Here is a 25,956-nt window from a genome sequence, read left to right on the forward strand (position 1 = left end):
CGTTCTTCATTGGCTTTCAGCTTATCCAACAGAGCAATATTGTGATACCAGGTAACTTGTCCCATAACAGCCTGAATTACGGTTTCGTCAGGAAATGCTTGGGCAAAGGCTCTCATATAGAGCAAATTAGAGCGAGAAAAGCCTTTCATTTCTGGAAAAGCGTGTTTCAAGTCCTTGGACAATCGTTCAATTACCTTAGCTCCCCAACCTTCCTGCTGCTGCTTAGCGAGAATGGCACACCCAATTCTCCAATACAGAGTCACGAGTTCCCGGTTGACTGCGGGCAGCGACCGCAGTTGGGCACTCTGAATCCATTCTTTGAGATCATCCAGAAAGCGACCATAGCTATCTGAGGATAGATTACTTGCCATTCCTTTCACAAAACATTACAGGGAGCTTCATTCAGACCTTACTATACCGTGCGACGAGGTAGATTACCTGCTTGGTCAAGACAGAAGACAACGGTACTACTTTACCGGCTGTAGAAGAACGATTTAATTGTCCAAGCGCTCTTGGATAATTGGTTCAAGCGTTTATCGAGAGAGTATTTGGGAAACTCTAGTTCTAGCTTTATAATTAAAAATGATAGCTAGAACAAAAACTTATGCCCAAGAAAAAGTGCGGCTTTGGCTTCTCGTGTGCCGCTATAATGCTCTAGCCTGGTTTGGAGTCGAAGGACTGCCCCAACTATGAAACCTGCGGATCTGCCTCTGAACTGACTCCTGAAGAGGAAGTTGAACTCATTCGGGTTCGGGAAGTTCAACGGCAGGAAGCACAGCAGCAATGGGAGCGGATTCAGGAGCGGATTCGTGTTAGCCGTCAGTGGGCAGCCGTCATGATGTTAATGGAGAGAGGATGTCCCCAAGCTCTAGAGAACCTTGGCATAACCGATTCAACGGCATCAATTGAGATGCGTATTCAAGAGTTGCGATCGCATGTAGAGCAATTCACCGAAGGCTGCTACATTGCTCCCGATAACTGCGAGGCGCACCGCTACAACGTCAAACGCCCCTCTGGAACCTACTGGTACAACAAGCTCACCAGCAGACAAGCTATTTTTGAGCCAGAAGAGAAGGAAGAGAAAGTCAAGGTCATTCACCTTAGTCATGACGATGATCTACGTAACACTGAAGGACGGCTGGGAATTGAACGTCGCAATCGATTGCACCAACTTCAAACTCAACTTCAGGTTGCAGAAGGAGCATTAGAACAGGCGATCGCTCTATTCAGCGAGCCTTTAGCTTTAGTTCTAGCTAATAATGAGAATTTAGATAGCTAGAACTAAGAATTAACTTTCGATGGGATGAGGGTGGGTGGGCAATGAAATACCCCGACTCATCGCCGGGGCTTGATGCTAAGGATCTGAAGCTGTCCAGAAACTAGTCATCCAAGTTGATGTCCTCTTCTAGGTCAACTTCAAACTCTTCATCCGTATCCAAGTCATCCGCTGTGGCACTCAAACCATTGAGCGCATTCAAGCGCCCCGTGCGGGTTGCTTTGTGGGCTGCACGGCGATCGCGCACTTCATCCAGATTTTGCAATCCGTAGAGCTTGCGAGCGTAGGTCAACAGATCCCGCAGAGAGGTTTCAGCATAGTCCTTGCGGAACTGAGCATTGTGCTGTTCCCAATCAAACTCCTGTCCGTTGAACCGAGCGGATGCCGCCAGTTCTCGTCCAGGTTCTTCCCGTAACACTTCAATCACCATCAGTCGAACTTTCTCCTGATAGGGGATCACCCGTTGCAAAGCGGGCATGTGCTTCGGTGCTTTGTGTGCAGCGGCTTTTGCAGATTTGCGCGTTGCAGTTGTAGTAACCATGAGAATTGCTCCTTTATTAATGAGTTGGATTTCTCACAGTGATCGCATCGACAGATGCCTGCTTTGTGCAGTCCAACATTTCATTCCCACCGCAGTTGTTGCTGCTTTTTGCTGAAGCGGATCAGGGAGGTGGGCGGAAAAAAAGAACCCTGCATCAGTCAAACTAATACAGGGTATGCAATCAAGCAGTGAGCGGAGCCGAATGTGTTATTCGTCCTCTTCTTCGTCTAGATCCTCGTCTAACTCCTCATCCGAGTCATCGTCCAGTTCATCCTCGGCTTCGTCATCTAGTTCATCACTAAGATCGTCATCCAGTTCGTTATCTAAATCATCCAGTTCGTCATCCTGCTCTGCTTGAAATGAGTTACGGCGCTCCAACGATGCCCGGTTGAATTCCACCAGATCTGCAACGGCTTGCTCTGGATCAGTCCGAATGGTGTCATACAGCAAGCTCATGAGGATCGCCACCACTTCTGGTGGATACTTCAGCGCGTCCGGTTGTCCGAACAGTCGCGGGAACACCTTCGTATTCCATCGCTGCCAATCGAACTTTTTGTTACCGCCTTTCTTTTTCACCTGGGCAGCAAGATCGAGTCCGAGCTTTTCGCGAGTTGCGTGCCCAATTTTGGTGGAGACACGAGCATCCCGGAGTTGCAGCTTCACGCCGTATTCCTTAAACACCAGATTCCGCAGTTCTTTTAGCAGTGCTGATGCGTTAGTTCCCGGTGCTCCATCAACAGTGGGTGCTTTGGAAGCTGTGCCGTTAGGTTTAGCCGTTTTGGAGGTAGCACCGTTGCGAGTACCGTTAGGGGTGCGAGGTTTTGTAGTTGTTGCCATTTTATAAACTCCCAAATTTGAGGATTTCACTCCCTCGCCGCATTAGCGGCATTTCCCTCTATTGGAAGTATGATCAGTCATTTTAGAAGTGTCCACTTGGTTGAGGACTGAATGAAACCCAGTTCGCTAGAAACAGTGAGAACCCTTACAGCTTTAGCTTATGCGGCAGTTGCAGGATTGGATAAAACTGATCGAGCAGAACGCTCCGATCGCGGCGCTGGAATATCAGACTCCAGATCGGATGGCGGTATTGAGCCAGTTTTATCATTGGGGTGAGGCGCGATCGCTGCCAGTGTATGTCTGGAACCCTGGTTTCTCAACACTTCAGCAGTTGGTACCACCTCAAGGACAAACGATTCTGCAATCTACAACGCAAACCATAGAGCAAGACATCCTCCAATCCTTGCTCGATCAGCCGGAAGCAGGCATTTATCTTCTGGAAGGGGTTTTGAATCGCACTGGTGCAGAAATGAGTCCGCAACGTTGCTGCCAACTCTTAAATGCTTACTACCAAGCGCTGTGGAACCCAGGACATTGTTATTGGATTTTGCTAGAAACCTATGTTCAACTGCCTTTGGAGCTTCAGCCATTTATTCCCGTGCTGTCTCATGCATTGCCTGATCGCCAACAGGTACAAGCGATCGCGGCTCAGTTCTGTGAACAGCATTCTGGGCTGGGTAAAGACGAACCGGAGACTCTACAACAGCTAATCACTGCCTGTCAGGGATTGCCCATCGGCGAGATTGAAATGCTACTGGGCAGAGTGCTGACGCTTGCTGATACTCCTGAGCAACTGGTTCAACTGATTCTGGAACACAAGATTGATAAACTGCGGGGACGCGGATTAGAGTACATCGCAGAACCGGATGTGCCCACTGCTGCTGGATTGGATTTGTTGGAGCAGCGGTTAGAGGCGATCGCTTCTCTGCTGCGACCTGAAGCTAAACAGTATGGACTGAGTTTACCCACAGGTATGGTGCTATGGGGACCACCCGGTACGGGCAAGAGCCTCTCTGCCAAACTGGCGGCTAAGAAGATGGGATTACCCTTGCTAGCGGCGAACTGGGGAATTCTCTTGAGTAGCCCTAATCCCGATCGCGCTTTAAAGGAGTTTATTGCTGTGGTCACATCCCTGGCTCCTTGTGTGCTTTACTGGGATGACTTTGATAAGGGCTTTGCAGGCTGGGATTCAAATGCTGATGGTGGAATAGCCCGTCGTCTTTCGGCGGCTCTACTGACCTGGATGCAGGAACACCAGGAACCGATTTACACGATCGCGACCGTCAATCGTTTAGGGCTGCTACCACCTGAATTAGTACGGCGATTCGAGGACATCTTCTTCGTGGATCTGCCTCATGAGGGAGCCAGATATGAGGTGTTCAAGCTGCATCTGGCAAAGTACTTTCCAGCATTTCAAGGGAATGGTCAATCTCCCTGGACTGATGACCAATGGCGCAGACTGTTGACGGAGTACCGAATTTGCACCCCTGCTGAGATTGGGAATGCAGTACGGCGTTGTGCAGAGGAAGCATTTTATCAGGGTAAACCGGGACAGATAAACTTAGAGGATTTGTTGGATCAGCGGCAGCAGTTTACTCCGGCGATGGAGCGGGAATCTGAGCAGATGCAGGCAATTCGGAACCAAGCAACCTATGCGAGACCTGCTAGTGGAGGCGATCGATCTAAATTTGCTTATGTTTATCGGGAGTTATTTGAATAATTAGTCTTGGGAATTTGGGGCTACTTTACCCATGTAAACACTTTTGAGTCCCAGCTTTCCTTTTTTGTTGTTCCCCAATACCGTAGATATCGGTAAGGTCCATAGGTTTTACCCGTCTTGGAATCGGGGATCATCTTAAGCTCAATATGTCCCCGCCCCCCATGCTTACCTAAAGACGAGCCATCCTCACGGGTTTCCTTTGCCTCCTCTTCTGGCTGCTCCCGCCGCGACTCCAGCAACCCCTGGATCATCTCAGCCAGTTCTCCTAACTCCTCATCATTCCAATCCTGGAGTTGCTGAATCAACCGCGCTGGTTTGCTCTGCTTTGTCATGATCCCTCGCTCCCGGCAAGAATTTCTTAGGGAATACTTAGGGATCTTTAGCCTGTTTTTATTCCCTAAGGAACGCGAATTTAATAAACCCGGCGAATAGAATTCGCGGCTATGAGAACAAAACCTGCCTTCGCAGGTTAAGAAAATGGCGATTAGTCTGCGAAGGCAGACTTTGTTGGTTTAGTCGCGAATTCTATTCGCCGGGGCGTTTATCCGGTGTTATTTAATTCACAATCCTAAGTTCAGATTCACTTGTACTGATTCTGCTTAGGGAAAACCTTTTTGCATTACAGCCTCAATTATTCCCTAAGTCTCATCGCCACCCCAACTAGCAGAAACTTTTACATCCACTGTTACCGGGATAGGATGTAAAAACTTCTGCGCTGCCGCAATCATGCATTGGTGCAAGAGACGGCTGACGGGTTCCACCTCGATCGCAGGGCACTCCAGTAAAATCTCATCATGCACTGTGCAAACCAGCTTTGCCCCTGTATCCGCCAGCATATTGACTAATTTCACCAATGCCAGCTTCGTGATATCAGCATTCAGCCCCTGCACCGGATGATTTAGCAGTTCTGCCAGTCTGGGCTGATCTGCCCACCTGCGCCGTCTGCCAGCCAAAGTGCGGCTCTCCTTTGTTCCCCGGATGTAACTGCGCTTGATCGTCTCATGCCACTCCGCTACTCCGGCATAGGCTTCAAAAAATCGCTTCCTAAACGCCTTTGCCTGCTCTAGAGACAGGCTGACCCCATACTTTGTCTCCGCGTAGCTCTGAAGTTTGGCACCACCCATGCCATAGATCAGCCCAAAGTTGATGGCTTTGGCAAGCCGCCGATCTTCCTCACTTACTGCGTCGATCGCTTTCCCCGTCACCAAAGCTGCTGTCAGCCGATGCAGGTCCTCACCTTTACGGTATGCTCGTTGCATCCGGGTATCACCACTCAATCGGGCAACAATTCGCAGCTCAATTTGAGAATAGTCCGCTCGCACGATTTTATAACCTGGTGCAGCAACAAAACAGGTTCGGGCAGCCGCATCACGAGGAATGGTTTGCAACGGTGGATTGCGGCAAGAGAACCGACCCGACCTGGCTCCGATCTGATAGTAAGTCGGGTGAATCCTGCCTGTCACCGGATGAACGTGCTTGGGCAGGCTATCGGCAAAGGTAGCAGTAATTTTAGAAAGGTGGCGGTAGTCCAACAATGCTCGGATCACAGAATAGTGTTTCGCCAAAGGCACCAGCTCTTTCTGATTGGTCGAGTTGACTAGAATTCCAGCCGCTTGCAGTGCTGCAAGTACCTGCTGGTGGGAATTTGGGTTAATCGTATCCGTCATCTCCGGTAGCAAAGACATTTGAGCATTGCCAGCGATCCGGAGTTGGCTGAGCTGATGAAGTGCCGCATCCCGATCGCTTTCCAGTTTCGCCCCCAATGTTTGCCAGCGGGAGAGATCCAGCAACATCCCATTCAGCTCCATCTGCGCTACCGCAGGCATACAGTGAAACTCTAGTTGGGCAATTTTAAGGAGGTGCGATCGCTCCAGCTTCTTGAACAAGATCGGGTACAGTTCTAACAAAATTGCTGCATCCAACGCCGCGTACTGTAACTGTTTTGAAGTTGGAGGCTTGCTCCAATCACTGACCTGTTGGGTTTTATCCAGTTCTATATTCAATAGCTTTTGAGCAAGCGTCTGCAACGAGAGACTGGTTTTCAGTCCTGCTGTCAGCACTCGATAGGCAAGTTGGGTATCGAAGAAGGGAGGCGTGGGTTGAAGTCCTGCTTGGGCAAGGAACTGCCAGTCAAATTTGCCGTTGTGAGTAATTTTGAGCACAGGGCTGGAGAGGATCTGTTGCAGCGGGTGGCGATCGCAGGGAGCAATCTGGGGTAAATCAATGAGCATCACTGGCTGATCCGGGACTGCAAGCTGAATGAGCCGAATCGCATGAATGTGAGGATCTAACCCTGTTGTCTCGCAGTCCAATCCAAGCATAGGAGCCTGGTTTAGCGATTCTCCTCCGGAGAGGCTACGCAAGCGCAGTGCCAATTCAAGTTCTTTCCCCGACGTAATCAGTTGATAGGTTCCAGCTTTCAAATGAGGGTGAGTTTGGGATGCAGGCATAATCGGAAATGGATGGAGGACTAGCTTGCAGGGGCGGTAGCACCAACCATCTCCGGTATCGCTCATGATTCAGAACAAACTGCCCTGCTCTGGTTGATCGGTTGTTTGAACTGGGTCAACCGAGCTTGCTTCTACCTTTGCCCGATTGCGCCGTTTTCCCCATCCCTGTTGAGCTGCGTGCTTCACCACACTTCGACGAATCGATCGACTCAAATTATGAAACTCGGTTTTGACAGTCTTGAATTCAATCACATGACCACCTATTAACTCATAAAAATTGTCAGCTCCTTCCGGTAATTTATTGTGCTTCCGCATTACCTCATTACCTGCCCAAATGTAAAGGTCAGAATAGTCACGGTGCATCGGTGCTTCAAAACTGGCAGGCATCATGTAAGCCAACACTTCAGTCGGTGTAGCGTAGTCCCCAACTTGCTCCTGTTCATACTCAGAAAGGATGAGTTCAAACCGATCTTTCACACAGGCAACCTTTAACCAACCTAGAGTTGCATCACCCCATAAACTGCGATGTAATACCAAGGGTCCCACCAGATAACGGACATGATGGATGGAAAACTCTGCCATTTCCAACATGCACGCTAGCAATTCTTTGGGGACATCAAGGGATGCCAAAAGGCGCAACATTTCCAGGGTGCTAGATGAGCAACGGGTGTCTGGGTTGGCAGCATCTTTCCCTTGTTGAAGGGTTCGCACCAACTCTTCAGGAATAAAACTCAGTTGGTCCACAGCGCAAGTCTCCTGTAGGAATGTCCCTACAAACAGCTAGTTGGCTGGAGCGTTGTTATCCACCTGGTTGAGGTCACTCCCAGGTCAAGCTTTATAGGCTGGCAAGCATATCGTTTCGTATGGATGCTGGCGCGATGAACACTGAATCAACCCCCGATTTCAATGCCAATCCTGACAGTAGTAGCGGTTACCAAACGGGTGGTTATCAAACCTCTGTCGCTGGTGGCGAACAATCGATCACTGGGGCAGGCACGAATCCCTGGCAAACCGATCACTTCAGTGATGGGTATCAGGAAAACATCTTTGAACAAAATTTTGGCGACACACCCTACTCAGAATCAGCCGCCAACCCCAACCCTCACTTAAAGGGCTATGGCAAGGGTTCTGCTTATCAGCCGCCGCATTTTGCTGAATCGTCGCTAATATATGTAGTATATACGATTCTTCCTGCTCATCCATTCAGCTTCCCATGTCGAAAATCAATCAGATCCAAAATGCATTACGTAGTTTAGGCGATGCGGCATTTCAAAAGTTAGCTGATGCTTATCTTCATAAAAAAGGTTATGAACAAATCAATCCGATTGGATCTGTAATTGGAGCAGATAAGGTAAGGAAAGGAACTCCTGATACATTAATTGCCCTCTCAAATGGGAAGTATATTTTTGCAGAACATACAGCCCAAAAAGAAGGAGTTTGTAAAAAGTTTAAAGCCGATCTCGATAAGTGTTTCGACGAGAACAAGACTGGTATATCAGTGAGCAAAATTGAGGAGGTAGTTTTTTGTCATACCGCTCTCTTGACAAGTGCTGAAGAGGAATCTCTTAGAGGAGAATGTCAAAAGCACGGTATAAACGTCAACATCTTGGGTATTGGTTCTATTTCATATGATCTGTACCAAAAATACCCAGGCATCGCACGAGATTTTCTAGGTATCGAGGTAGACACAGGACAAATTGTCACGCCCGATGAATTTGTTGCTGCATACAATAAGAATGCAATTGCTACTCCCCTCAACACAGTCTTCCATTTTCGTGAACTAGAACTAGAGCAAGTCTTACAGGGACTTGAGGAGGAAAATCTTGTAATAATTTCAGGCAAAGCAGGAGTAGGAAAATCTCGATTTGTTTTAGAAGTCTGCGAGCAATTTGTGATGTCTCATCCTGAGTATCATGTTCGCTGTATTTTCCTTCGAGGCTCAGCAGACCTTTTCGAGGATTTACGTGTTCATTTCTCAGAACCAGGAAAGTATCTCATCTTTGTTGATGACGCTAATCGTGTCAGTCGATTTGAGTATTTCATTCAACTGTTGCATGACCAACGTGAAGATCAGCAGATTAAAGTCATAGCAACTGTTCGAGACTATGCCTTAGACAAAGTGATAGAGGCTGCACACTCCTATAAAAATTTGATTGAACTAGAACTAAAACCTTTAGAGGAGAAGCAAGTCAAGCAGTTCGTTAAAGATGAATACGGTATAATTAATCAACTGTATCTCGACCGCATTGCTAATATTTCCCAGGGCAATCCTCGGCTTGCTGTTATGATTTCGGAAGTTGCAAAGCGGGAAAATACTTTCAAAAGTATTATTGATGTATCATCCCTCTACGACGAATACTACCGTTCAATCCGACAAGACCTAGAAGATTTAGGTGATGAAAATCTCTTGAAAACTGCTGGTATCGTTGCTTTTTTCCGAATTGTGGATTATTCCAATGAGGAAATGATAGCAGGGATTGAGCTTGCCTTTGGAATACCTAAAAATGTGTTTTGGCAAGCAGCATGCCGACTACACGATCTAGAACTTCTGGATATGTATGAAAATGAGATTGTGCGAACCTCTGACCAGGTTCTTGCTACCTATCTCTTCTATCTCGCTTTCTTCGTGAGGCGAGTCCTGAATTTCTCTGCTCTCTTAGAAAGTTTCTTCCCTCGTCTTCAGTATCGACTTGTCGATGTTTTAAACCCAGTGCTGAACACCTTTGACAGTCAGAAAGTTATTGAGATTATGCGTCCGCAAGTTGATCAAACCTGGATAGGTTACAAGAATGCAGGAGATGAAACAAGCTTAATGCATCTTATGGAAGTTTTTTGGTTTCTCAAGGAGACTGACATACTCTTATACGCCCATGATTGCATCTCAAAAATGGAACCAGAAGTAGTAGATCTTTCTACGCTAGAGATAAAGCCTAATTCTCATCTCTCTTCTCCTTCAGTTCTTACTACATTAGGACTATTCATTCATTCCAGTGAGAGTAACTTCCGGATGGCATTGAATCTCCTCTTTAAATATCTTGCCAAACTTCCAAAAGAGTTACCTAGAGTGCTATACCTTCTCACTGATCGATTTGGGTTTGAGCATGACTCTTATGCTTATGAATTTGTTGTGCAGCGAGCAGTTATTGATGTGCTATGGGAACAGACACAAGAAGGAAGAAACGAACTATTCTCAAAACTATTTCTGGCTGTAGCTGAACAGTACCTTCAAACCCACTTCAGTACATCGGGCATGAAGGACAGACGTACACTGAACATTCTCAATTTTGATTTGCCGCCCACAGCGGAATTGTTTCAGCTAAGAAGAACAATCTGGCAAGGTGTTTTTCAGCTTTACCAAATACCTGTATTTAAGGATGCAGTACTTAATCTTCTTCACAAATACAGTACATCTGGCTACAAGGTTAATGTTAAGGAGATCATCGAGCAAGATGCGGTAGAAGTGATACCTTTCATCGAATCAGCTTTAGAACCTAATAACTATGGCTGTTGTCTTGTAGTTCAGAACTATCTGAATCATCTAGAACACTGTCAAGTAGCATTTGATGAGAAATTGCGCGATCGTTTTACAAACCAGATCTACACTTTATCCAAAGTACTGCTATTTGATCGAATAGAAAGAAGAAACATTCACCTGAACTATGAAGAATATGAACAATTAAAGAGGCAGCAGATTGTAGAATACTTTGCCAGCTATAGTTTCTCTGACTATGAAAAGTTTTTTGATCAGTGTCTTGAGATTCAAAGAGAGACAAATCGCCGAAATCACAATGCTTTCCATTTTCCGAGTCGGATAGTAGAAATTTTAATCGCTTTAGCTCATCGAGATTCTGCTCTCTATACAGAGGTAATGAAACATTATCTTCCGCTTGGCAACCCATTTCACGTCAACGACTTACGTCTTGTTAATAAACTAATCGAGATTTGTGGAGTCGAAGAAACCAATAGATTACTTAATGAACATGACTATCCCTCAAAACGGAGATGGTTATTCGATTTTTATCGGTTACTTCCTCAAGATAAAATTAATGTTGAGTATTTGGAGCAGCTTTACAGCCTTTACAGAGAAAGCATATCAAACGAAGTACCTCACGATTTGAATTTTCTCCTAAAATATCGCTCATTCGATGAATACGTAGTTGTTCGAGTAACGGAAATTATTTTAGAGAGAATTACTGATAAAAGCTCAAGTTTCTTTCACATTCTGTCCTTTTTATTTAACGAATTCACAGACGCAAATAAAAACTTAAACGATTTGTTCAAAGACAATTTGAGCTTGCTTAAACAGGCTTATCTTGCAGTCTTAAAGGCAGATTTTAATGCCGATTATGACATGAAAAACTTTGCCAATATCTTAAATGCCGATTCTAATTTCATTCTTGAATATATTGATTGGGTATACAAACAAAAAGAAGAGTCATACCATTTTGATGGCAGTCATGATTACTCTTTTATCTGGAAGCGAGATGATTACGAAGAATTGATGAGTCGCGCAATTGAATATACTTACAGACGAGAAAAAGAACAACTCTTTTCATTCTATTCTTGTATAGAGAAATTTTTTATTCTTAAAGCTGACGAGAAAGACAATAACTTTTTGTGGGAACGGCAAGACGAGCTACTTAACAAGCTTATTGAACATCAACACCAAGATATTGAGTTTATGCAGTTCATATTCAATATAGTTATGACGTTTTCCTATGAAAGACGATATCAACTGACTGCTGCGTTTCTTAGCCACAACAAGAATTTTGAGGCATTTGAGAAAATCCCTCTTGAACCAAGTTTTTGGAGTTGCACGGGAAGTGCTGTGCCTATGTATCAACGTCGCATTGAGTATTTTGAGTCATTGCTGCCACTTCTCAATACTGTAGAACTTCTTCAACATAGACGGTATGTAGAACAACATATTCAAGGGTATCGTGAAGTAGTTGAGCGAGAGAAGAAAAAGGATTTTATGGAGGATTAAGTTTCAAGCCCTAATTTGAACTCCACCTCCAACACTCCCAAACTCCGCCATCGATCGTTCTTGCCGCTGAAAGGCACATTGAAGTAGTCAGCAAATGTTTTTTCCAGGGCACGGTAAAACTCCTCACGGGCTGACTTAAAGGCTCCAGAAAAGATGTTCTGGACGGTTGTAGCGCGTTGTAATCAGAAAAACAAATTTTTTGAAGTCCAGAACATCTTTTGAGCGACATTTTTGAACCGCACCACGATTGGCATCGTATGCAGTGGTTGATTATCTTCATCCAGAAACAACAGCGCATGTTCTGAGCAAACATCCATCGCTTTCTTGTCCAGGCTATTGCGGTACTCGTCATAAAGTCCGACTACGGTGCCACCCAGGTCTTCCACATCCGACTTGTAGCGAATGTATTCCGGCACAAATGCCAGCACGAGCAACCGGGCTTCCGTAATCAAAAGACCCGTCACATCTTCAGTGAAAGTAACAGTCGTGAGGTCATCTTCATCCGGCATCGCAATCCAGCCCGCTTTCTCTAGCTGGTCGATCGGAAGCAAGATTCCGGCTGGCTTGTCATTAACGACAATGCCATAGGGCAACTGCGGTCGGCGCACCTGATTGTAGACATCGCTGAGTAGGTCTGTGTCAACCTCAAAGTCTTCTGGCTCCATCCTTTCAGTTCGAGCCGCACGAGATCCGGCTGCCGTAGAGGATTTCGGTGGTTTTTGGGTAGCCGTCTTAGCTCCCGTCCTGGTAGTGCTGGCAGTGCTATTTCTAGAGTTCGTTGATTTAACCATTGGAGTGCAGCCAAATGAATTATCCCCGCCCTGAGGCGTTAGCCTGAGACGCTATCTGAAACAGAATTTGGGTATTGAGCCTTTGAACATCGCGATCGCATTTCCTCACCCCCTAAAAAAATGTCCAGGTAGCTGATCCATTCACCAACCTGCGATCGTTAGAATTTCTGCCAGAATCTCAGCTTTTCGCTATGCCCCTCCCCTTGCCGACCCATTGGAACTTCCTTTCTGGCAGTAAAAGCACTACATCTACTACTTTGATGCAGGTGCCGTCCTATTCCCAACCATTGGCAGCGATCAACTTTGGCAAAATGCTCCAGCAATACAACAATCCTTAGGGCTGGATGATGCTGGGTGGGTTAGTGGTCGTATTATTGCTGCTCCGCATCAGTGGATCGGGTAAGGGCAAAATTACTACAGGCAAGCTATGCAGCACTGCGGAGAAACTATCTGCAACCAGCCTGTCACTCAAACAGATTCAGGAACGCAAACACAACAAAGTAACGCTCTGGTCTGGCACACCCCGTTATTGGGCAAAAGGAGCATGGCGCGGGGTAATGACAACCATCCAAACGACATTGGGAGCATGCCCAACGGTTTGGTTTCCCAGTTCTGAGCGGGGCACACTGGTGATTGGTGCTCCTGGTTCTGGAAAGACTTATTCAACAATTGATCGAATGCTGGAAAGTGCTATGCAGCAGGGCTTTCCTATTCTGCTCTATGACAAAAAAGGCGATCAAATGCGCCTCCACGCCCCCCTAGCTGCTCGCTATGGATATCAGGTTAGAGTCTTCGCACCGGGAGAGCCTTTCAGCGGTGTAATCAATCCCTTGGACTATATGAGAGATGCCAGAGATGGAGTGATGGCGGGGGAAATTGGTAAAGTGATTAATCGCAACGCTAGGGAGGGGGATGGCGGGCGAAGTGATGAGTTCTTCACCAAGGCAGGAGACTTGCTGGCAAAGGCATTGCTGCAACTGGTTAAAGGTTCCCGTTACCCCGACATGGCAATGCTCTACGCCGTGTTGCGCCTGCCTAACTTGGTGCATCGAATCGATTATGCGGTGCAATCCAAACAGTTGGATGAATGGGTCGCTACCTCTTTTGTGCAGTTCCTTAGTGCGAAGGACGCTGAAAAAACAATCTCTGGTATCCTAACAACCGCCGCAGGCACCTTCTCATCGTTCATTCAAGCAGATCTGCTCCGAGCCTTTATTGGCAAATCCACGATTCCAACTCGCTTGGAAGGGCGAGAGATTGTAGTGTTCAAGCTGGATGATGAGCGTCGCAGTGTGGTGGGTCCGCTGCTGGCTGCTGCAATTCACCTAATGATTGTGGGCAATCTCAGCACACCCCGGAAAGACCCGCTGATTATCTCTCTAGACGAGTTGCCCTCGATCAAGCTCGATCGCCTACCACAATGGATTAACGAATACCGTTCCAATGGAGCCTGCTTCATCCTGGGCATTCAAAGTTTAGATCAACTCTATGACATTTATGGAGACAAAATGGGCGCGGCGATCGCCTCTGCCTGTAGCACCCATGTCTTGTTCAATCCCGGCAATTATAAAACGGCTGAGGATTACTCGAAACGGTACGGTGAAAAAGAAGTACTAATCGAGAATCGAACGACGGGGCGATCACTCGGCGGACAAATGAGCCGCTCAATTAGCTGGAGCGAAAATCTGCAAAAAATGCCGGTGATCAGCGCCGATGAGATTCTCAAGTTTCCTCAAGGTAAATGCGTGATCACCAGTCCTGGCTATAGTTCAGGCGGACAAGCATCCATTCCTTATCCGCTGATTATTCCTGTCGCTAAATCGGATGAGAAACGAGCAAAGGAAAGTGAAAGTCTATGGGAATCACAAGTGAGAGCCGCTTTGGAAAGTCAAGTGATTCTGCCAAACGTAGATGCATTAACGCAAGCTTGATATGAACGGATTGAAGAAGCAGAGCGTATACTGCCACCTCCAGATGAAGGAGAGACATCAACTTCGTCATCCAAAAGGGACGTTGAAACTGATGCACTTGATCATTTCCCTAACCGAACTTTTACAGCACCGGGCTTGCAAGAATAGCTCTGTTATCAAAACAAACGTATCAACGGTTTTGTCTACGATCCAAACTACGAATCTGCAATTCTTGCCACCAGGTTGTACTACGTTCTGTCAATCCTTCTAATCGATAAAGCCATTGATAAGATTGCTCTTCCGTTTGTACACACCACATTCCAACAATTGTTCCAACCTCTTTGATTGTTTTGACTTTAACAATTTGAAAGAATGAGAATTCTGGTAGTGGAACAATTGGATTTAAAACTGAAATTACTCGCGTAGGATCATTTGATTGTGGCGGTCGCGTCGTCATGAGTAAACACCTCGCATTTCAAATGTAGGAATGGATATGAAGTAGTGCTGATTCCTTGCTACAGTGGCACTTCTGGAATCGCGTCTAAGTTCAATAGCAAGGAAGTGTTGTCTCCTCTGTGAACATCACGACAGGGAAAAATGGCAGGTTGAGTTAAAAGCTGCATTAACCATTGCTGCGTCTGCTCTTGCTGTTCTTGATCCCATTGCAGTCGGAGTTTCTGAGCCGATCGAGACGGATGGATTGCCAGAACAATCAGGGATAACTTCTCAGGAGGAATGGCGTAATTCGTAGTTGCTACCCAAAGCCTCACAGCATCTTGCCAAGTCAGTTTTGCAGGGCGCATCGCCCATTCATACAGTCGGGGTATCCCTTGCCGAAGACCATAATTGGCATGGACTTGAATGAAAATTGGGGTATCGTCAGTTGTTAGAGGAACAATCATTGGTGCGTCAATCCAGAGTTTCTTCCTGCCCTGGAAAATCTCTGGAAGCAGTTCTTGAACTTCAGCAACCCATCGATCGATTAATGGATGAGCGTCCAAAAGAGGTTGGACTGGCAGCCCCAGAAATAGCTGCTTCATCAACAACTGGAAGTTGGCTGCGTCTGCTGAATCGAATCCAAATTCTGAGTCATGAGTGCATAACCCCAAAAGAGGCTGTTGGCTTTGATGGATCTGATGCAAATCAGCTAGGGTAAAAAGTGCCATAAGTAAGAATGGATGAATATCTTACCTATGCGGCGTTTGCCGCCGCTACATTCTCTATCTGGGCAACAGAGACTCAGTTTGTTGTTGAGCCGCAAGGCTAGCTTCTAACAGCGTTTCCCATGTGCGATCGTCTAAATGCCCCATTGCTTGAATGCAAGTTGAAAATTGCTGCCATTTCTCTTGAGCATGTTGAAACTGTGGATCAAAACCGGTTACCTGACAGAAAGTTTCAAATCCGTTATCCCAGTAGAAGGTGCCGAGGGCTTGTCTTAGCTGATGAAATTGAGCAGGTTTCATAGAGGTTATTGGAAAGGGATCAGAACTGCCTGCCTTACCCCAGTAGGGGATAAAAAAGAACTGCCTGAATTTAGGCAGCATCCAGATCGAAATTTGAACCACAACGTTGTGGTTCGGGAAATTGTCGTTTTTGTAGGAGGTCGTTGTAGCTCAGTTTTAGGTTGCGGTTCTCGAATCAAATCTACGGTTGGTTTTCATGGGAATCATCACCGACACAGCAGCAAATCGCTGTTATTGGTTGCAGCCAACCCATTGAGCGCGTTGATATTGAAAATGCCTTTACCAAAGAGTATATCAACTTCTGCCGCTCGAAAAGGTGGTGCAATTTTGTTCTTTGCCACTTTGACTTTGACTCGAATACCGTACTCTTCACTCCCTCACTTCAATGTTTGAATCCGGCGAGTATCCAACCGCATTGAAGCGTAGTATTTGAGCGCATGACCGCCTGTAGTTGTTTCAGGATCACCATAAACTACACCAATTTTGAAACGCAGTTGATTCAGAAAAATCACGGTGCATTGACTATGCAGGCAATTCATTAAGCGCCGCAGGGCTTTGCTCATCAGCCAAGCTATGGAAGTCGTCGGAAAATCGCCCATATCTGCTTGAAGTTCTGCCTCCGTCACCAATGCAGCTACAGAATCCACCACAATCAGATCAACACTCTTGGAACGCACCAGTTGTTCAACCAGTTCCATTGCCATCTCACCGCTATCGGGTTGGCTGACCAGCATTTGATTGATATCGGCTCCGATCGCAGTTGCATAAAGTGGAGCGAGGGCGTGTTCCATATCGATAAAGACAGCGATACCTCCAAGCTTTTGCATTTGGGCGATCGCCTGTAATGCCAACGTTGTCTTACCGCTACTCTCTGGTCCATAAATTTCGATAATGCGTCCTCTGGGATAGCCTCCTCCTAATGCCACATCTAGCTCAGTTGAGCCACTGGAAAAGGTTTTCACATTCATATGACTGGCATCCCCCAGGCGCATGATGGAACCATTGCCAAATTCCCGGTTGATCGCTGATAGGGTCCGTTCCAGATCCGATTTTTTGCTCACCAGTTTGTTAGTCATTGCTCTAAAAAAATGAACAACCGACCTCCATTGCTGAAGATCGGCGGATGTGCAGCGATAGCTGAGCGTTATTCAGGAGTTGTTTCTCCTTCGGTTTGTACGCTAGGTGGAGCAATAGCATCCAACAACACCAATCCCATTTGTTTCAATAAAGCGGTATTGCCATCAGGACAGCCATGTTGAATCAAACACTTAGCACAACCCACATCACAGTCACAACCACGAGCAATCGCAGCAGCAGCACTTGTCAGTTCAGTCATATGTTTGAACACGGCTTCAGAAGCTCCATTTCCGCCGTCGCTGGTGTCGTAGAAATAGCCTGCGTAGTGGTTGCGATCGCCCGCCTCCCTAACCACTGAAAAGTTCACTTCTCTGGGATCAACTCTGGCAAACAGTTGGAGCGATCGTAGAATTTGATGCCCAAAGCTGTGTATGGCGATTAGGCTACTGGGATGCTCCCATAATTGCTGATAGCCCGGTGGAATTGGCTGCCCACTGCGACTCAAGCTCGTTCTTGATTCTCTGGCAAAGGTTTGAAGATAGTCCTGTGCAGTGGAGCCGATCGCAACTTTGACCATCGGGGCTGAAAATTGAGTACGATAGGGTTGCTCAAAACTTTCCTCAGATAGGGTTTTGATAATCAGTGCCTTGCGAGTCAGCTTGCTGCACAGCGGACAGCGACGATCGCTTGGTAACGGCTCTTTGTAGTTCAAACAGCGCCGGTTCAGACAGGTCTGTTCATAGAGCTGCGTCATCAAACTGTATCCGCTAGTGATATGGCTGATTTGCCCATAGCTGAGTTCAAGCGTTAGAAAGGCAGGTGCATCAGAATTTTCATCTGTGCCAAGAAATCTTAGCGGTAATGCGACCGGATTGGTTAAAGCCTTGAGACTGCGGGTTTCCGATTGAGTGACTGCAACTGTGAACAGTGAGCTATCCGGCACTTGTTTCAGAATTGCCCGCTTGCTGGTCAGGTCGAGCGAGATGCATTGATAGGTCAACATTTGTCCGTCGCCATCTTGCCGTTTGTAGATGGCATGGGGATGCGCTTCCCGATAAGCAATGTCCTCCGACACTTCCTCCAATTCTTCACTTGACTCGGCATCTATTGGCTTGATGGTTGTTTGAGACACGCTTCCCCGAAAATTGACATCTTTGTGCGGGTAGCCTCTCGCCCACAAGCCATTACGCCCCTTGTTTAGGTGTCCCTGAGCCATCAGAAGTTTTGCAACTTCGATCGCAGCATTACCAAAATAGTGCTTGATTTTGCTGGTGGGAATGCCCGTTTCTGCTGCGGCACAAAGAAGATGTTTAGCCGCAAAGATGGGATATTTATCATTAAAGAAAACGTCCTCAGCTTCACCAGAGATCAACAGTTCTGGATGTTCTGTGATGTAGCGATCGATGGGGTTCAGGGCATTGGGAATCAGTACCGTGATCCCTGCTTTTGCACGTCCGGCGCGCCCACTGCGTTGCTGATATGCCATCTTGGAGCCGGGCCATCCCCGGAGAACACAGCACTCCAACTCAGGTAAGTCAATCCCGGCTTCCAGTGCCTCTGTCGCAATAATCCATTTAATGATCCCGGATTGGAGTTGTTGAACCACTTCAGCCCGACGCTCTGGACTGATGCCGCCGTAGAAAGCCGCAACCTGGGTTGACTTCAGCAATCCTGTTAGATCCCTGACACCCCGGCGCGAGTTGCAAAAGGCAATTCCGGACTTTCCCTGACCTAACAAGAACTGGATAATGCGGGCTGTATCCGCAGTCAGATTGTAGCTGGGCTGAGTCACAACTACTTGGCGATGGGGTGCCGCAGCTCCACTCCTATGAATCCAAATGAGAGGCTTTGGGTTGTGTTTAGCTGGCTTCAGTCCTGCTAGCTTCTGGGCAAGCTGTTTCGGGTTGCCACAGGTTGCACTCAGAAAGATAAATTGTAGGTCTCTAGAGCAACCACCATAGTGATCCACCGCTAGCCGAATGCGACGCATTAGCCAAGCCATATTGGCTCCATAGCTACCTGAGAAGGTATACGCCTCGTCGATCAATACGTAACGATAGAACGTTGCCCAACGCTCCGACTTCCAGGTTTGCTTGAGTTGGAAATGAATCAGTTCTGGAGTGACTCCTAAAATGTGGGGATTGGAGGCAAGAATTCTCTCCCGTTCCTCAGTTTTCACATCCCCTGTCACCATCGCCAATACAGGTCGGGAGGCAGTAGGGATGGCTAAAAGCAGATCCGAAATCTTATGAAATTGATCCAGCGCTAGTGCACGGAGTCCGTAAAACGCCAATGCGCGATGCCCTGCATTCATGCAACCCTCTAAGATGCCGGGGTAGGTACTGAGCGTTTTACCGCTGGCAGTAGGAGAGGTGAGGATTAGGCTTTTACCTGAACGAATGGCTTGCAAAGCTTTAAGTTGATGGGAGTAGAACTGGCGAATTCCTTGAGTATGCAGGGCTTCAACTAATTCAGGTGGCAGATCAGCAGGAATCTCTTTCAAGTCTGGCTCTTGTCCAGGAGTAGTCTGTTGCCAGAGCAAGTCTTCTCCCAAGAATTCAATGATGTCAGTCCGTTCCGAAAGGCGATCGCCCGCTAGATCAGAATTTTCTGCGCTAGAAGTCGTGGGTGGTGTCCAGAAACTCTGGAGCAGGGCACCATAGTTCGGTGTGGTTGTCATGATCGTTGTTTTCGCTCACTGCCCAAAAACATCCCCCATAGGGGAAGGGCAGAAGCTTACGCAGTTGCAGTCTTTAAGATCGTCTCAAATTCCTGATTTGCCAAATATCAATTTGAATGAGCAGGGTTGAACAACCGCGCGATCGCCAGCAGAGACGGCATGATGGCGTTTGCCTGGACAACACCTTGCTTAAGCGATATGTCCAAATCTACCAACTGAGTTAATGCTTGAACCAAAGTTCTCAGGGGCGTTGTTGCGACCTCTTGCCGTAAATAGTAAAGCCGATTGGGATTCCCCACGTTGCACAATTGAGCAATTTCAGTGTTGTTCTGGATACCACTCGCAAGCGCACTTTTAACCCATAGCCAGGTTCTAAACTGGGTCAGTAGAGTCACAACCATCACCAGCATTGGCTCAGAGCGAGCCAGCAATTCGTCGATCAGACGCACAACTGCTTCACTTTCCCCGTTGCGAACTGCCTCCGCCAGTTGCAGACTGCTCTGAGTCTGGCAAGGAATCAGGCTTTGTACTTCAGCAAAACCGACGGGCTGACCATTTGTATGATTGCCAGCTTACGGAGTTCTGAAGCAGCACGGGTCATGTCATTGCCGATCACTTCTGCCAGATGTTCAATAACATCTTTGGGCAGTCGTAGTTTCATCTGCTTTGCTTGAGTAGCGATCGCCTCTGCGATCAGATCTGTACGCCAAGGCGGAATTAATAAAAGCTCGAAACACTTACCATACTTGATCAAATGCTTGTAGATTTTCAGGCGCTTATCCACATTCGTTGCCAGAAATACAAGCGTTGTGGAATCCGGCACCTGAGTAAGTTGCTGCAAACTTTCCAGTTGAGTATCACCCCATTGCTTAAGATTGCAGTCTTCTACGACCACAAGCCGTTTACCACCACTTAGCGAGGGTGTTCGTGCCGCACTAATTGCCTGTTCCAAAGCACTGGCGGGAAAGCGATGATAGCAAAACTCTAACCACTGTGGATCAAGTTCTGCTTTGTATTGCTCCAGCTTTTGTCGAATGGCAAATTGATCGTCTCCAGTCAACAGAGTAATCATGCAGATCTCCCATTCTTGGTAGGTGTGAGCGTTCTGATCAATACGGTCATTGGCTTCTGTGTCTGGGTAACTCGCTGAAGCATTCGCGCGATCGCCTGTTGATTCGCCTCAAATTTCGCAAACGATGCAGGGGCAACTTCCAGAATTGCCTTTGTGCCTTGCAGTTTGGTCAAGCGCGCCTGAATCAGTAACTTGTCAGTAGCTCAGAAGGTAAGCCACTGGTTTTACCAGTGCGACTTGAACAGCTTTTAGCGTTTCCGGCGTTCCTGAGCGCGTGTAAAGTAACTCCCACGGTGGCTTGAACCGAACCGTAGGAGGATAAACACATGTCGGAATTGTATCAAAGCCTTTCTCACAGCAAGTGGGATTGCAAGTATCACGTGATTTTCGTGCCCAAGTATCGTCGAAAGACCATGTTTTTGGAGTTGCGGCAATATTTGGGGCCGGTGTTTCATGAGTTGGCGCGTCAAAAAGAATGCCAGATCATCGAAGGACATTTGCTGGTGGATCATGTGCATCTGTGCATTGCGATTCTGCCGAAACATGCCGTGTCGTCCGTGATCGGCTTTCTCAAGGGCAAAAGTGCCATTGCAATTGCCCGTCGATTCAAAGGCAAGCAGCGCAATTTTGAGGGAGAGAATTTCTGGGCACGGGGCTACGCCGTCTCAACCGTTGGATTTGAAGAGGAGGTGGTGCGTCGGTATATCCGAGAGCAAGAAGTGTTTGAGCAAAGTGGACGATTCTAATTGACTCACAGACACCTTCAGCAAGGACACCCGCCCTTGGGGCGGTCACATTCATCAAGCCACCAGCTTTGCTGGGGGTGTCTGACTTCTGAGTTCCTGGTTTAGCAGAGGCTACAACTTTTTGCCAGAGTGTTGCTAAGTCAGTAGGCTTTTGAACTGTTGCTACCAGAGGCGCTTCCGATGCTACCTTGTGGCTATGTCCATTTTTAGCTGCTGACTGCTTCGCATCTGGAGATCTGAAGGAGATCGATCGCAACATCGGCATCAAGTTCAGCAAACACGTTTCTAGCCAGACAGCCGAGTTGGTTGTGTTGCGAAGATAGCCTTCTGCCTTCTGCAATTGAGTTAGAGACTGATTAAGTGTGTCAAAATCCCAGTGAGTAGCGATCGCCTTTAATTGGCGGTAGTTGACAGGGCTAGTAAGCAGGTCTGATGCTTTGGGAGCCGCTTTGAGGATTAGTAGATCTCGGTAGGTTTGGAGCAAGCTGCTGAGAATCAGTTTGGGTATTTTGCCAGAGTCTACCAGCGTTCGGGCTGACTGGAGGAGTTGAAAGGTATCGTTGGCGGCGATCGCATCCAGCACTGTTAGTAAGTCTGTTTCTGTAACGCTACCTGTCATTTCAATCACATGGTTCGCGGTCACTGTTTCACCTAACAAACTAACCTGACCCAAAAGCTGAAGGGCATCCCGTAAACCTCCTTCTGCAAATCGGGCGATCGCCATTAGAGCGTCATCCTCGACAGCGATCGCTTCCGCATCAGCAATCTCCTGAAGGTGCTGGGCGATCGTCTGGATTGACAGCGCCCGAAAGTGAAACACCTGACAGCGGCTGACGATGGTTGGTAGTACCTTCTGTACTTCAGTTGTGCAAAGGATAAAGACCACACGGGGCGGTGGCTCCTCAATGCATTTGAGTAGGGCATTTTGGGACTGAGTGGTTAATTGGTGGCACTCATCCAGGATAAAAATCCGGTAGCGTCCCTGTACAGGGGCAAGGCTGCTGCGTTCAATTAGGGCACGGGCATCATCCACTCCATTATTAGAGGCTGCATCAATCTCACTGACATCCAGACTGTTGCTGGTTTCAATCGATCGGCAGGATTGACAAGTGCCACAAGGTTCATCAGTGGGTTCATCAAAGCTCAGACAGTTGAGAGATTTGGCAAAGATACGCGCGGTAGAAGTTTTGCCAGTTCCTCTAGAACCTGTGAAGAGATAAGCCGGAGCAATTTGCATTCGGTTGATGGCATGGGTCAAAGCCGTCTGGATGTAGGGTTGTCCAACTAGCTCTGCCAGCGTTTTCGGGCGATATTTTTGATGGAGAGCAAGGGTAGACATGGTGAATATTGGTTTAATCATCATGGCGGTCGCCCCTAATCAGGGGCAGTCAATTCATGAATGTTGCTTAAACCTCCATTGTTTTACAGACAATGATAGAGCCACGAAAGTTAGTGCTGTAGACAGATTGCCTCGTGAGTGAGGAGGGGCATGGAGTGAATGGGGAAATGAGAGTGCGGGTAAATCCAAATTTCAAAATCGCGTTAGCAGATACAGTCGTTGTCACAGCAGGAGAGGTCATCAAGGAAGAGTCCTTCCTGGCGGTAAGTGTCAAGGGGTTTGGGGTCAATACTGAGTCGTTGGGCGATCGCATTGGCGACCACGGCAAAGCGTTGCCGAAACTTGTAGATAAAGCAAAAGATGACATTGCCATGACGCACGGAAGGTCCGACGACAAACAATCCAGGAGTAATGGTTGATTCGTCTTCATCGGTCAATCCGGCATGTCCCTCAGCCCAATTAAACAGAGGAGCGATTTGCTTTAAGCTGCCCTCAAAGCCAGTAGCGAGAATGGGTTTAGTCGATGTTACCCACTTGTTGTATTCGCTGTAAATGGCGTAACCACCAGGAACCACCTGCACATCTTCGATCGCCACATTTCCGATCAGTTCTAACCGACCCGTTGAATAGCACAACTCGACTCGTTGTAGTGTGTAGGGTGAGAGCGAAATGCTCGGATCAGTATCGCCGCTTGCCCAAGTTCCGGTACGATCCAATACTTTAACTTTCTTTCCTAATGCCACCAGATTTGCGGCTGCATCCATCCCGCTTTCGTACCCGCCAATCACCACAAATTCATCGCCTTGAAGCGCAGTCCAGGATTGCACTTGTGAATTATGTAGACATAGATCGGCACCGGGGAATGGGGTCAAATTGGGGTACTGAAATTCGCCAGCCGCCCAAATCAAAAAACGAGTTTTGAGAATGCCGTCAGGAACATGAACCAAAAATCCTTGATGCTGGCGTAAAGGCTCAAGTTTCTGAACTTCAACTCCGGTATAAATCGGCAGCTTGAAATAGTCGGCAACGGTTTCCAGGTATAGGGCATATTGCTTTCCGTTCAGGTGTTCGCGCCGGAAGCTAATGGCAGGAGAGGTTTTGCGGGCGATCGCATTCAAGTCGAGGTGCCCAAAGCCATGACTGGGGAATGATGGCGTGATGAAATGCATCTCCTGGGGCCAGCGTCGAAAGGACTCGCCAATCTGATGTCGCTCTAGAATGACAAAATTCTCTAATCCTAAATCTTTCAGGACAGCCCCAAACCCAATGCCTGCCGCACCTGCACCCACAACAATCACATCAAATGCTTCCGGCTTTTCCATGAGGCTGAGCGATAAAGAACTATAGAATGATAATCATTCTCATTATAGAACAAAAAAGGTCAAGTCTTTCCCGTGGAGGGATGTTTTACAATAATCGTAAGTCCTGCAATGGAGAGCAGTCGCGATGGCAAAGGTGTTTACGGGTAAGGTCGTGATTCCGGGCGATCGCATCAATGAGTACTTTGAGGCACTACAACAAGCAGAGACTAACCGAGCGCCTTTCCGTAAATCTTTGGAGCAACTGAATCAGGACTTTGCCGAGTTTTTAGCCACGAAATATGTTCCCAAAACCGTGCGGAAGCACACGGGCATTGTAGATTTGTTTATTGACTTTATTTGTGGCTACACCGATGTCGAGCAAATCGAAGACATCACTAAAGGGATGGTGAATAGCCATTTTCGCAATTGGTATAACCGTAAGGTGATGGACTCGGCGACTGAAAGCGACTTACGGGTTGCACTACGGAAGTTTTTTCAGTTTCTGGCGACCGAGAAAGGGATGACTCATCAAAAAGTGCTAGATGCTTTGAAGTAGCTATCACGCGGCATCTGATTGACAAGCTCATTCAAGATTGCGCGACCCTTGCGGTATCTGCAAAGCAGCACGCCCCACCAACTCTTGCACAAACGCCTGATGTGCTGGATCAGCGATTCCGGCTTGCAGCCCATTCAGCACCTCAATCATCCTGCCCTCTAATAAGGCTGGCACGTTCAGCCACAACCCTGGAAACACGCTACTGCGAATCATGCTATCCGCATCGGGTTCAATTAAGACAAACTCCTCCGCTTGCAACCGCAACCAACTGAAGCGATTCTCAAAGGTTTGCCACACCAAATATTCCTGCACCCCATTGCGGCGGTAGGCATTTTGCTTGGCTCCTAAGTCAATAGCGGCACTGCTTGTGGCAATTTCTGCCACTAATTCCGGTGCCCCTTCAATATAGCCATCCTCGCTAATCGTTGAGCTACCCCCAATTTCAGCCCGCAGCAAGGCATCCGGTTGGGGTTCATTATCTAGATCTAACCGGGTTGTGGTGTTATCGGCGGCACTCACTCCAGGGGTAGCAGTCCGATACACCCCTAACCAAGTGACTGAATCGGCATGGGGAACACCATGAAAAGTTCTAACTGGGGATGCCACGTAAACCACTCCTTCAATCAATTCGGCTTTGAGTTTTTCTGGGGTTGCCTTATAGCGGCGCTCAAACTCAGCACGAGTTAAGCGATCGCCACTCTCCAAGGGTGGAGTTGGGATGGAACGGGCAGGCTGCTGCAACACCATAATCAAGCTCTAGAGAATGAAGGAGATAACATCATTTTAGTCAATAATTGCCTCAGCACCCGCAGACCAAACAAACAGTTCACCCTGCTGCCCTCCTGCCGCTAGATGCCGTCCGGTGGGGTGCCATGCTAAACAAGAAAAACCTGCCTCTGCACCTTCCAGCACTTGTACTGCTTCTAGTGCGGCTTGCCAGAGAATAATCCAGCCGTCTTCTGAAAGCGAAGCCAGCAAACCACTCTTCGGTTGAAATGCCAGATCCAGAACGTTACCACCGTGCAGATCTAACACCCAACTATCCCAACCCTCCGGGGACTGCATCCACATCGTCACCAGTTCGCGGGTTGCGGCAGCCAGAATCGGCGGTAGGTCAGCCGATGGCGGCAAATCTGCCTATGCCAACTGGCGAATTTTGGGTCTACCGTTCAAACTATGCCGAGTCAAAGTCAAAGTGCCAACACATTAA

24 protein-coding genes and 2 pseudogenes are annotated in these 25,956 nt (G+C 47.5%); 8 read left to right on the plus strand and 18 right to left on the minus strand.

Annotated elements, in window-relative coordinates:
• A partial coding sequence (locus ACJ2PR_RS27515) for a DUF1016 N-terminal domain-containing protein (RefSeq protein ID WP_446879358.1) occupies nucleotides 1-371 on the minus strand: 371 nt, incomplete at its 3' end.
• A gap of 293 nt (nucleotides 372-664) precedes the next feature.
• Here ACJ2PR_RS27515 and ACJ2PR_RS27520 point away from each other — a divergent pair.
• Nucleotides 665-1,279, plus strand: coding sequence for a hypothetical protein (locus ACJ2PR_RS27520; protein WP_446871043.1), 615 nt, complete (start codon nucleotides 665-667; stop codon nucleotides 1,277-1,279).
• A 100-nt stretch (nucleotides 1,280-1,379) separates the two neighbouring features.
• Here ACJ2PR_RS27520 and ACJ2PR_RS27525 read toward each other — a convergent pair whose 3' ends face one another.
• On the minus strand, nucleotides 1,380-1,817 hold the full coding sequence (locus ACJ2PR_RS27525) for a hypothetical protein (protein WP_446871042.1): 438 nt from the start codon (nucleotides 1,815-1,817) through the stop codon (nucleotides 1,380-1,382).
• A 207-nt stretch (nucleotides 1,818-2,024) separates the two neighbouring features.
• Nucleotides 2,025-2,654 (minus strand): hypothetical protein, encoded by a 630-nt coding sequence (locus ACJ2PR_RS27530; protein ID WP_446871040.1) that lies wholly within the window; start codon nucleotides 2,652-2,654, stop codon nucleotides 2,025-2,027.
• 160 nt (nucleotides 2,655-2,814) lie between these two features.
• Between ACJ2PR_RS27530 and ACJ2PR_RS27535 the strand changes: the two genes are divergently transcribed.
• The gene (locus ACJ2PR_RS27535) at nucleotides 2,815-4,374 is read left to right on the plus strand and encodes an AAA family ATPase (RefSeq protein WP_446879359.1); all 1,560 of its coding nucleotides are present in this window, start codon (nucleotides 2,815-2,817) and stop codon (nucleotides 4,372-4,374) included.
• A gap of 20 nt (nucleotides 4,375-4,394) precedes the next feature.
• On the opposite strand, the gene ACJ2PR_RS27540 is transcribed toward ACJ2PR_RS27535, so the two are convergent.
• The 3 genes from ACJ2PR_RS27540 to ACJ2PR_RS27550 all read right to left on the minus strand — a co-directional run bounded on the left by ACJ2PR_RS27540 (nucleotide 4,395) and on the right by ACJ2PR_RS27550 (nucleotide 7,568).
• Nucleotides 4,395-4,706 (minus strand): hypothetical protein, encoded by a 312-nt coding sequence (locus ACJ2PR_RS27540; protein WP_446879360.1) that lies wholly within the window; start codon nucleotides 4,704-4,706, stop codon nucleotides 4,395-4,397.
• Between the two features lie 306 nt (nucleotides 4,707-5,012).
• On the minus strand, nucleotides 5,013-6,890 hold the full coding sequence (locus ACJ2PR_RS27545; RefSeq protein ID WP_446879361.1) for a bifunctional 3'-5' exonuclease/DNA polymerase: 1,878 nt from the start codon (nucleotides 6,888-6,890) through the stop codon (nucleotides 5,013-5,015).
• A gap of 3 nt (nucleotides 6,891-6,893) precedes the next feature.
• On the minus strand, nucleotides 6,894-7,568 hold the full coding sequence (locus ACJ2PR_RS27550) for a hypothetical protein (RefSeq protein ID WP_446879362.1): 675 nt from the start codon (nucleotides 7,566-7,568) through the stop codon (nucleotides 6,894-6,896).
• A 134-nt stretch (nucleotides 7,569-7,702) separates the two neighbouring features.
• Between ACJ2PR_RS27550 and ACJ2PR_RS27555 the strand changes: the two genes are divergently transcribed.
• A complete protein-coding gene (locus tag ACJ2PR_RS27555) occupies nucleotides 7,703-8,080 on the plus strand; it encodes a hypothetical protein (protein ID WP_446879364.1) in 378 nt (125 codons plus the stop codon).
• Nucleotides 8,038-11,811, plus strand: coding sequence for an nSTAND3 domain-containing NTPase (locus ACJ2PR_RS27560; RefSeq protein WP_446879365.1), 3,774 nt, complete (start codon nucleotides 8,038-8,040; stop codon nucleotides 11,809-11,811). The genes ACJ2PR_RS27555 and ACJ2PR_RS27560 overlap by 43 nt, the downstream gene beginning before the upstream one ends.
• A 182-nt stretch (nucleotides 11,812-11,993) precedes the next feature.
• Here ACJ2PR_RS27560 and ACJ2PR_RS27565 read toward each other — a convergent pair whose 3' ends face one another.
• Entirely contained in the window at nucleotides 11,994-12,602 is a 609-nt protein-coding gene (locus ACJ2PR_RS27565; RefSeq protein ID WP_446879367.1) for a DUF5895 domain-containing protein, read from the minus strand.
• Between the two features lie 191 nt (nucleotides 12,603-12,793).
• On the opposite strand from ACJ2PR_RS27565, the gene ACJ2PR_RS27570 reads away from it, so the two are divergent.
• Together ACJ2PR_RS27570 and ACJ2PR_RS27575 are read left to right on the plus strand one after the other, a co-directional pair.
• Nucleotides 12,794-12,940, plus strand: a complete 147-nt coding sequence (locus ACJ2PR_RS27570) for a hypothetical protein (protein WP_446879369.1) — start codon at nucleotides 12,794-12,796, stop codon at nucleotides 12,938-12,940.
• Nucleotides 12,941-12,946: 6 nt separating this feature from the next.
• Nucleotides 12,947-14,533, plus strand: a complete 1,587-nt coding sequence (locus tag ACJ2PR_RS27575) for a type IV secretory system conjugative DNA transfer family protein (RefSeq protein ID WP_446879370.1) — start codon at nucleotides 12,947-12,949, stop codon at nucleotides 14,531-14,533.
• Nucleotides 14,534-14,702: 169 nt separating this feature from the next.
• On the opposite strand, the gene ACJ2PR_RS27580 is transcribed toward ACJ2PR_RS27575, so the two are convergent.
• The 7 genes and pseudogenes from ACJ2PR_RS27580 to holA all read right to left on the minus strand — a co-directional run bounded on the left by ACJ2PR_RS27580 (nucleotide 14,703) and on the right by holA (nucleotide 20,804).
• Nucleotides 14,703-14,969, minus strand: coding sequence for a hypothetical protein (locus ACJ2PR_RS27580; protein ID WP_446879371.1), 267 nt, complete (start codon nucleotides 14,967-14,969; stop codon nucleotides 14,703-14,705).
• Between the two features lie 58 nt (nucleotides 14,970-15,027).
• The gene (locus ACJ2PR_RS27585) at nucleotides 15,028-15,678 is read right to left on the minus strand and encodes a hypothetical protein (protein WP_446879373.1); all 651 of its coding nucleotides are present in this window, start codon (nucleotides 15,676-15,678) and stop codon (nucleotides 15,028-15,030) included.
• Nucleotides 15,679-15,732: 54 nt separating this feature from the next.
• Nucleotides 15,733-15,975: a hypothetical protein gene (locus ACJ2PR_RS27590; protein WP_446879374.1), complete on the minus strand. Its 243-nt coding sequence runs from the start codon at nucleotides 15,973-15,975 to the stop codon at nucleotides 15,733-15,735.
• Between the two features lie 206 nt (nucleotides 15,976-16,181).
• Nucleotides 16,182-17,051: pseudogene (gene recA / locus ACJ2PR_RS27595) on the minus strand (recombinase RecA).
• 68 nt (nucleotides 17,052-17,119) lie between these two features.
• Nucleotides 17,120-19,732, minus strand: a complete 2,613-nt coding sequence (locus ACJ2PR_RS27600; protein ID WP_446879375.1) for a DEAD/DEAH box helicase — start codon at nucleotides 19,730-19,732, stop codon at nucleotides 17,120-17,122.
• A 107-nt stretch (nucleotides 19,733-19,839) separates the two neighbouring features.
• Nucleotides 19,840-20,253, minus strand: a complete 414-nt coding sequence (locus ACJ2PR_RS27605) for a hypothetical protein (RefSeq protein WP_446879381.1) — start codon at nucleotides 20,251-20,253, stop codon at nucleotides 19,840-19,842.
• Nucleotides 20,250-20,804, minus strand: coding sequence for a DNA polymerase III subunit delta (holA, locus tag ACJ2PR_RS27610; RefSeq protein WP_446879376.1), 555 nt, complete (start codon nucleotides 20,802-20,804; stop codon nucleotides 20,250-20,252). Before holA ends, ACJ2PR_RS27605 begins: the two co-directional genes overlap by 4 nt.
• A gap of 326 nt (nucleotides 20,805-21,130) precedes the next feature.
• Between holA and tnpA the strand changes: the two genes are divergently transcribed.
• Nucleotides 21,131-21,550: an IS200/IS605 family transposase gene (tnpA, locus tag ACJ2PR_RS27615; protein ID WP_446875475.1), complete on the plus strand. Its 420-nt coding sequence runs from the start codon at nucleotides 21,131-21,133 to the stop codon at nucleotides 21,548-21,550.
• 271 nt (nucleotides 21,551-21,821) lie between these two features.
• Here tnpA and dnaX read toward each other — a convergent pair.
• Nucleotides 21,822-22,913: pseudogene (gene dnaX, locus ACJ2PR_RS27620) on the minus strand (DNA polymerase III subunit gamma/tau); the annotation flags it as partial.
• A 179-nt stretch (nucleotides 22,914-23,092) separates the two neighbouring features.
• Nucleotides 23,093-24,211: an NAD(P)/FAD-dependent oxidoreductase gene (locus ACJ2PR_RS27625; RefSeq protein WP_446879377.1), complete on the minus strand. Its 1,119-nt coding sequence runs from the start codon at nucleotides 24,209-24,211 to the stop codon at nucleotides 23,093-23,095.
• A gap of 124 nt (nucleotides 24,212-24,335) precedes the next feature.
• Here ACJ2PR_RS27625 and ACJ2PR_RS27630 point away from each other — a divergent pair, with 124 nt between their 5' ends.
• On the plus strand, nucleotides 24,336-24,746 hold the full coding sequence (locus ACJ2PR_RS27630; RefSeq protein ID WP_446879378.1) for a site-specific integrase: 411 nt from the start codon (nucleotides 24,336-24,338) through the stop codon (nucleotides 24,744-24,746).
• A gap of 27 nt (nucleotides 24,747-24,773) precedes the next feature.
• On the opposite strand, the gene ACJ2PR_RS27635 is transcribed toward ACJ2PR_RS27630, so the two are convergent.
• Both ACJ2PR_RS27635 and ACJ2PR_RS27640 read right to left on the minus strand, forming a co-directional pair.
• Nucleotides 24,774-25,493 (minus strand): Uma2 family endonuclease, encoded by a 720-nt coding sequence (locus ACJ2PR_RS27635; protein ID WP_446879379.1) that lies wholly within the window; start codon nucleotides 25,491-25,493, stop codon nucleotides 24,774-24,776.
• Between the two features lie 36 nt (nucleotides 25,494-25,529).
• The gene (locus ACJ2PR_RS27640; RefSeq protein WP_446879380.1) at nucleotides 25,530-25,811 is read right to left on the minus strand and encodes a WD40 repeat domain-containing protein; all 282 of its coding nucleotides are present in this window, start codon (nucleotides 25,809-25,811) and stop codon (nucleotides 25,530-25,532) included.
• Nucleotides 25,812-25,956: the final 145 nt, after the last annotated feature.

It is taken from the genome of Phormidesmis sp. 146-33, from assembly GCF_052939515.1.

What these genes read in the sequence shown, in the direction of transcription:
- ACJ2PR_RS27530 (WP_446871040.1), bottom strand. Translation starts at nt 2,654, where the DNA reads ATGGCAACAACTACAAAACCTCGCACCCCTAACGGTACTCGCAACGGT.
- ACJ2PR_RS27585 (WP_446879373.1), bottom strand. Translation starts at nt 15,678, where the DNA reads ATGGCACTTTTTACCCTAGCTGATTTGCATCAGATCCATCAAAGCCAA.
- ACJ2PR_RS27625 (WP_446879377.1), bottom strand. Translation starts at nt 24,211, where the DNA reads ATGGAAAAGCCGGAAGCATTTGATGTGATTGTTGTGGGTGCAGGTGCG.
- ACJ2PR_RS27575 (WP_446879370.1), top strand. Translation starts at nt 12,947, where the DNA reads ATGATGCTGGGTGGGTTAGTGGTCGTATTATTGCTGCTCCGCATCAGT.
- ACJ2PR_RS27630 (WP_446879378.1), top strand. Translation starts at nt 24,336, where the DNA reads ATGGCAAAGGTGTTTACGGGTAAGGTCGTGATTCCGGGCGATCGCATC.
- ACJ2PR_RS27555 (WP_446879364.1), top strand. Translation starts at nt 7,703, where the DNA reads ATGAACACTGAATCAACCCCCGATTTCAATGCCAATCCTGACAGTAGT.
- tnpA (WP_446875475.1), top strand. Translation starts at nt 21,131, where the DNA reads ATGTCGGAATTGTATCAAAGCCTTTCTCACAGCAAGTGGGATTGCAAG.
- ACJ2PR_RS27640 (WP_446879380.1), bottom strand. Translation starts at nt 25,811, where the DNA reads ATGCAGTCCCCGGAGGGTTGGGATAGTTGGGTGTTAGATCTGCACGGT.
- holA (WP_446879376.1), bottom strand. Translation starts at nt 20,804, where the DNA reads ATGATTACTCTGTTGACTGGAGACGATCAATTTGCCATTCGACAAAAG.
- ACJ2PR_RS27600 (WP_446879375.1), bottom strand. Translation starts at nt 19,732, where the DNA reads ATGACAACCACACCGAACTATGGTGCCCTGCTCCAGAGTTTCTGGACA.
- ACJ2PR_RS27535 (WP_446879359.1), top strand. Translation starts at nt 2,815, where the DNA reads ATGCGGCAGTTGCAGGATTGGATAAAACTGATCGAGCAGAACGCTCCG.
- ACJ2PR_RS27590 (WP_446879374.1), bottom strand. Translation starts at nt 15,975, where the DNA reads ATGAAACCTGCTCAATTTCATCAGCTAAGACAAGCCCTCGGCACCTTC.
- ACJ2PR_RS27580 (WP_446879371.1), bottom strand. Translation starts at nt 14,969, where the DNA reads ATGACGACGCGACCGCCACAATCAAATGATCCTACGCGAGTAATTTCA.
- ACJ2PR_RS27565 (WP_446879367.1), bottom strand. Translation starts at nt 12,602, where the DNA reads ATGGTTAAATCAACGAACTCTAGAAATAGCACTGCCAGCACTACCAGG.
- ACJ2PR_RS27570 (WP_446879369.1), top strand. Translation starts at nt 12,794, where the DNA reads ATGCCCCTCCCCTTGCCGACCCATTGGAACTTCCTTTCTGGCAGTAAA.
- ACJ2PR_RS27545 (WP_446879361.1), bottom strand. Translation starts at nt 6,890, where the DNA reads ATGAGCGATACCGGAGATGGTTGGTGCTACCGCCCCTGCAAGCTAGTC.
- ACJ2PR_RS27525 (WP_446871042.1), bottom strand. Translation starts at nt 1,817, where the DNA reads ATGGTTACTACAACTGCAACGCGCAAATCTGCAAAAGCCGCTGCACAC.
- ACJ2PR_RS27635 (WP_446879379.1), bottom strand. Translation starts at nt 25,493, where the DNA reads ATGGTGTTGCAGCAGCCTGCCCGTTCCATCCCAACTCCACCCTTGGAG.
- ACJ2PR_RS27540 (WP_446879360.1), bottom strand. Translation starts at nt 4,706, where the DNA reads ATGACAAAGCAGAGCAAACCAGCGCGGTTGATTCAGCAACTCCAGGAT.
- ACJ2PR_RS27560 (WP_446879365.1), top strand. Translation starts at nt 8,038, where the DNA reads ATGTCGAAAATCAATCAGATCCAAAATGCATTACGTAGTTTAGGCGAT.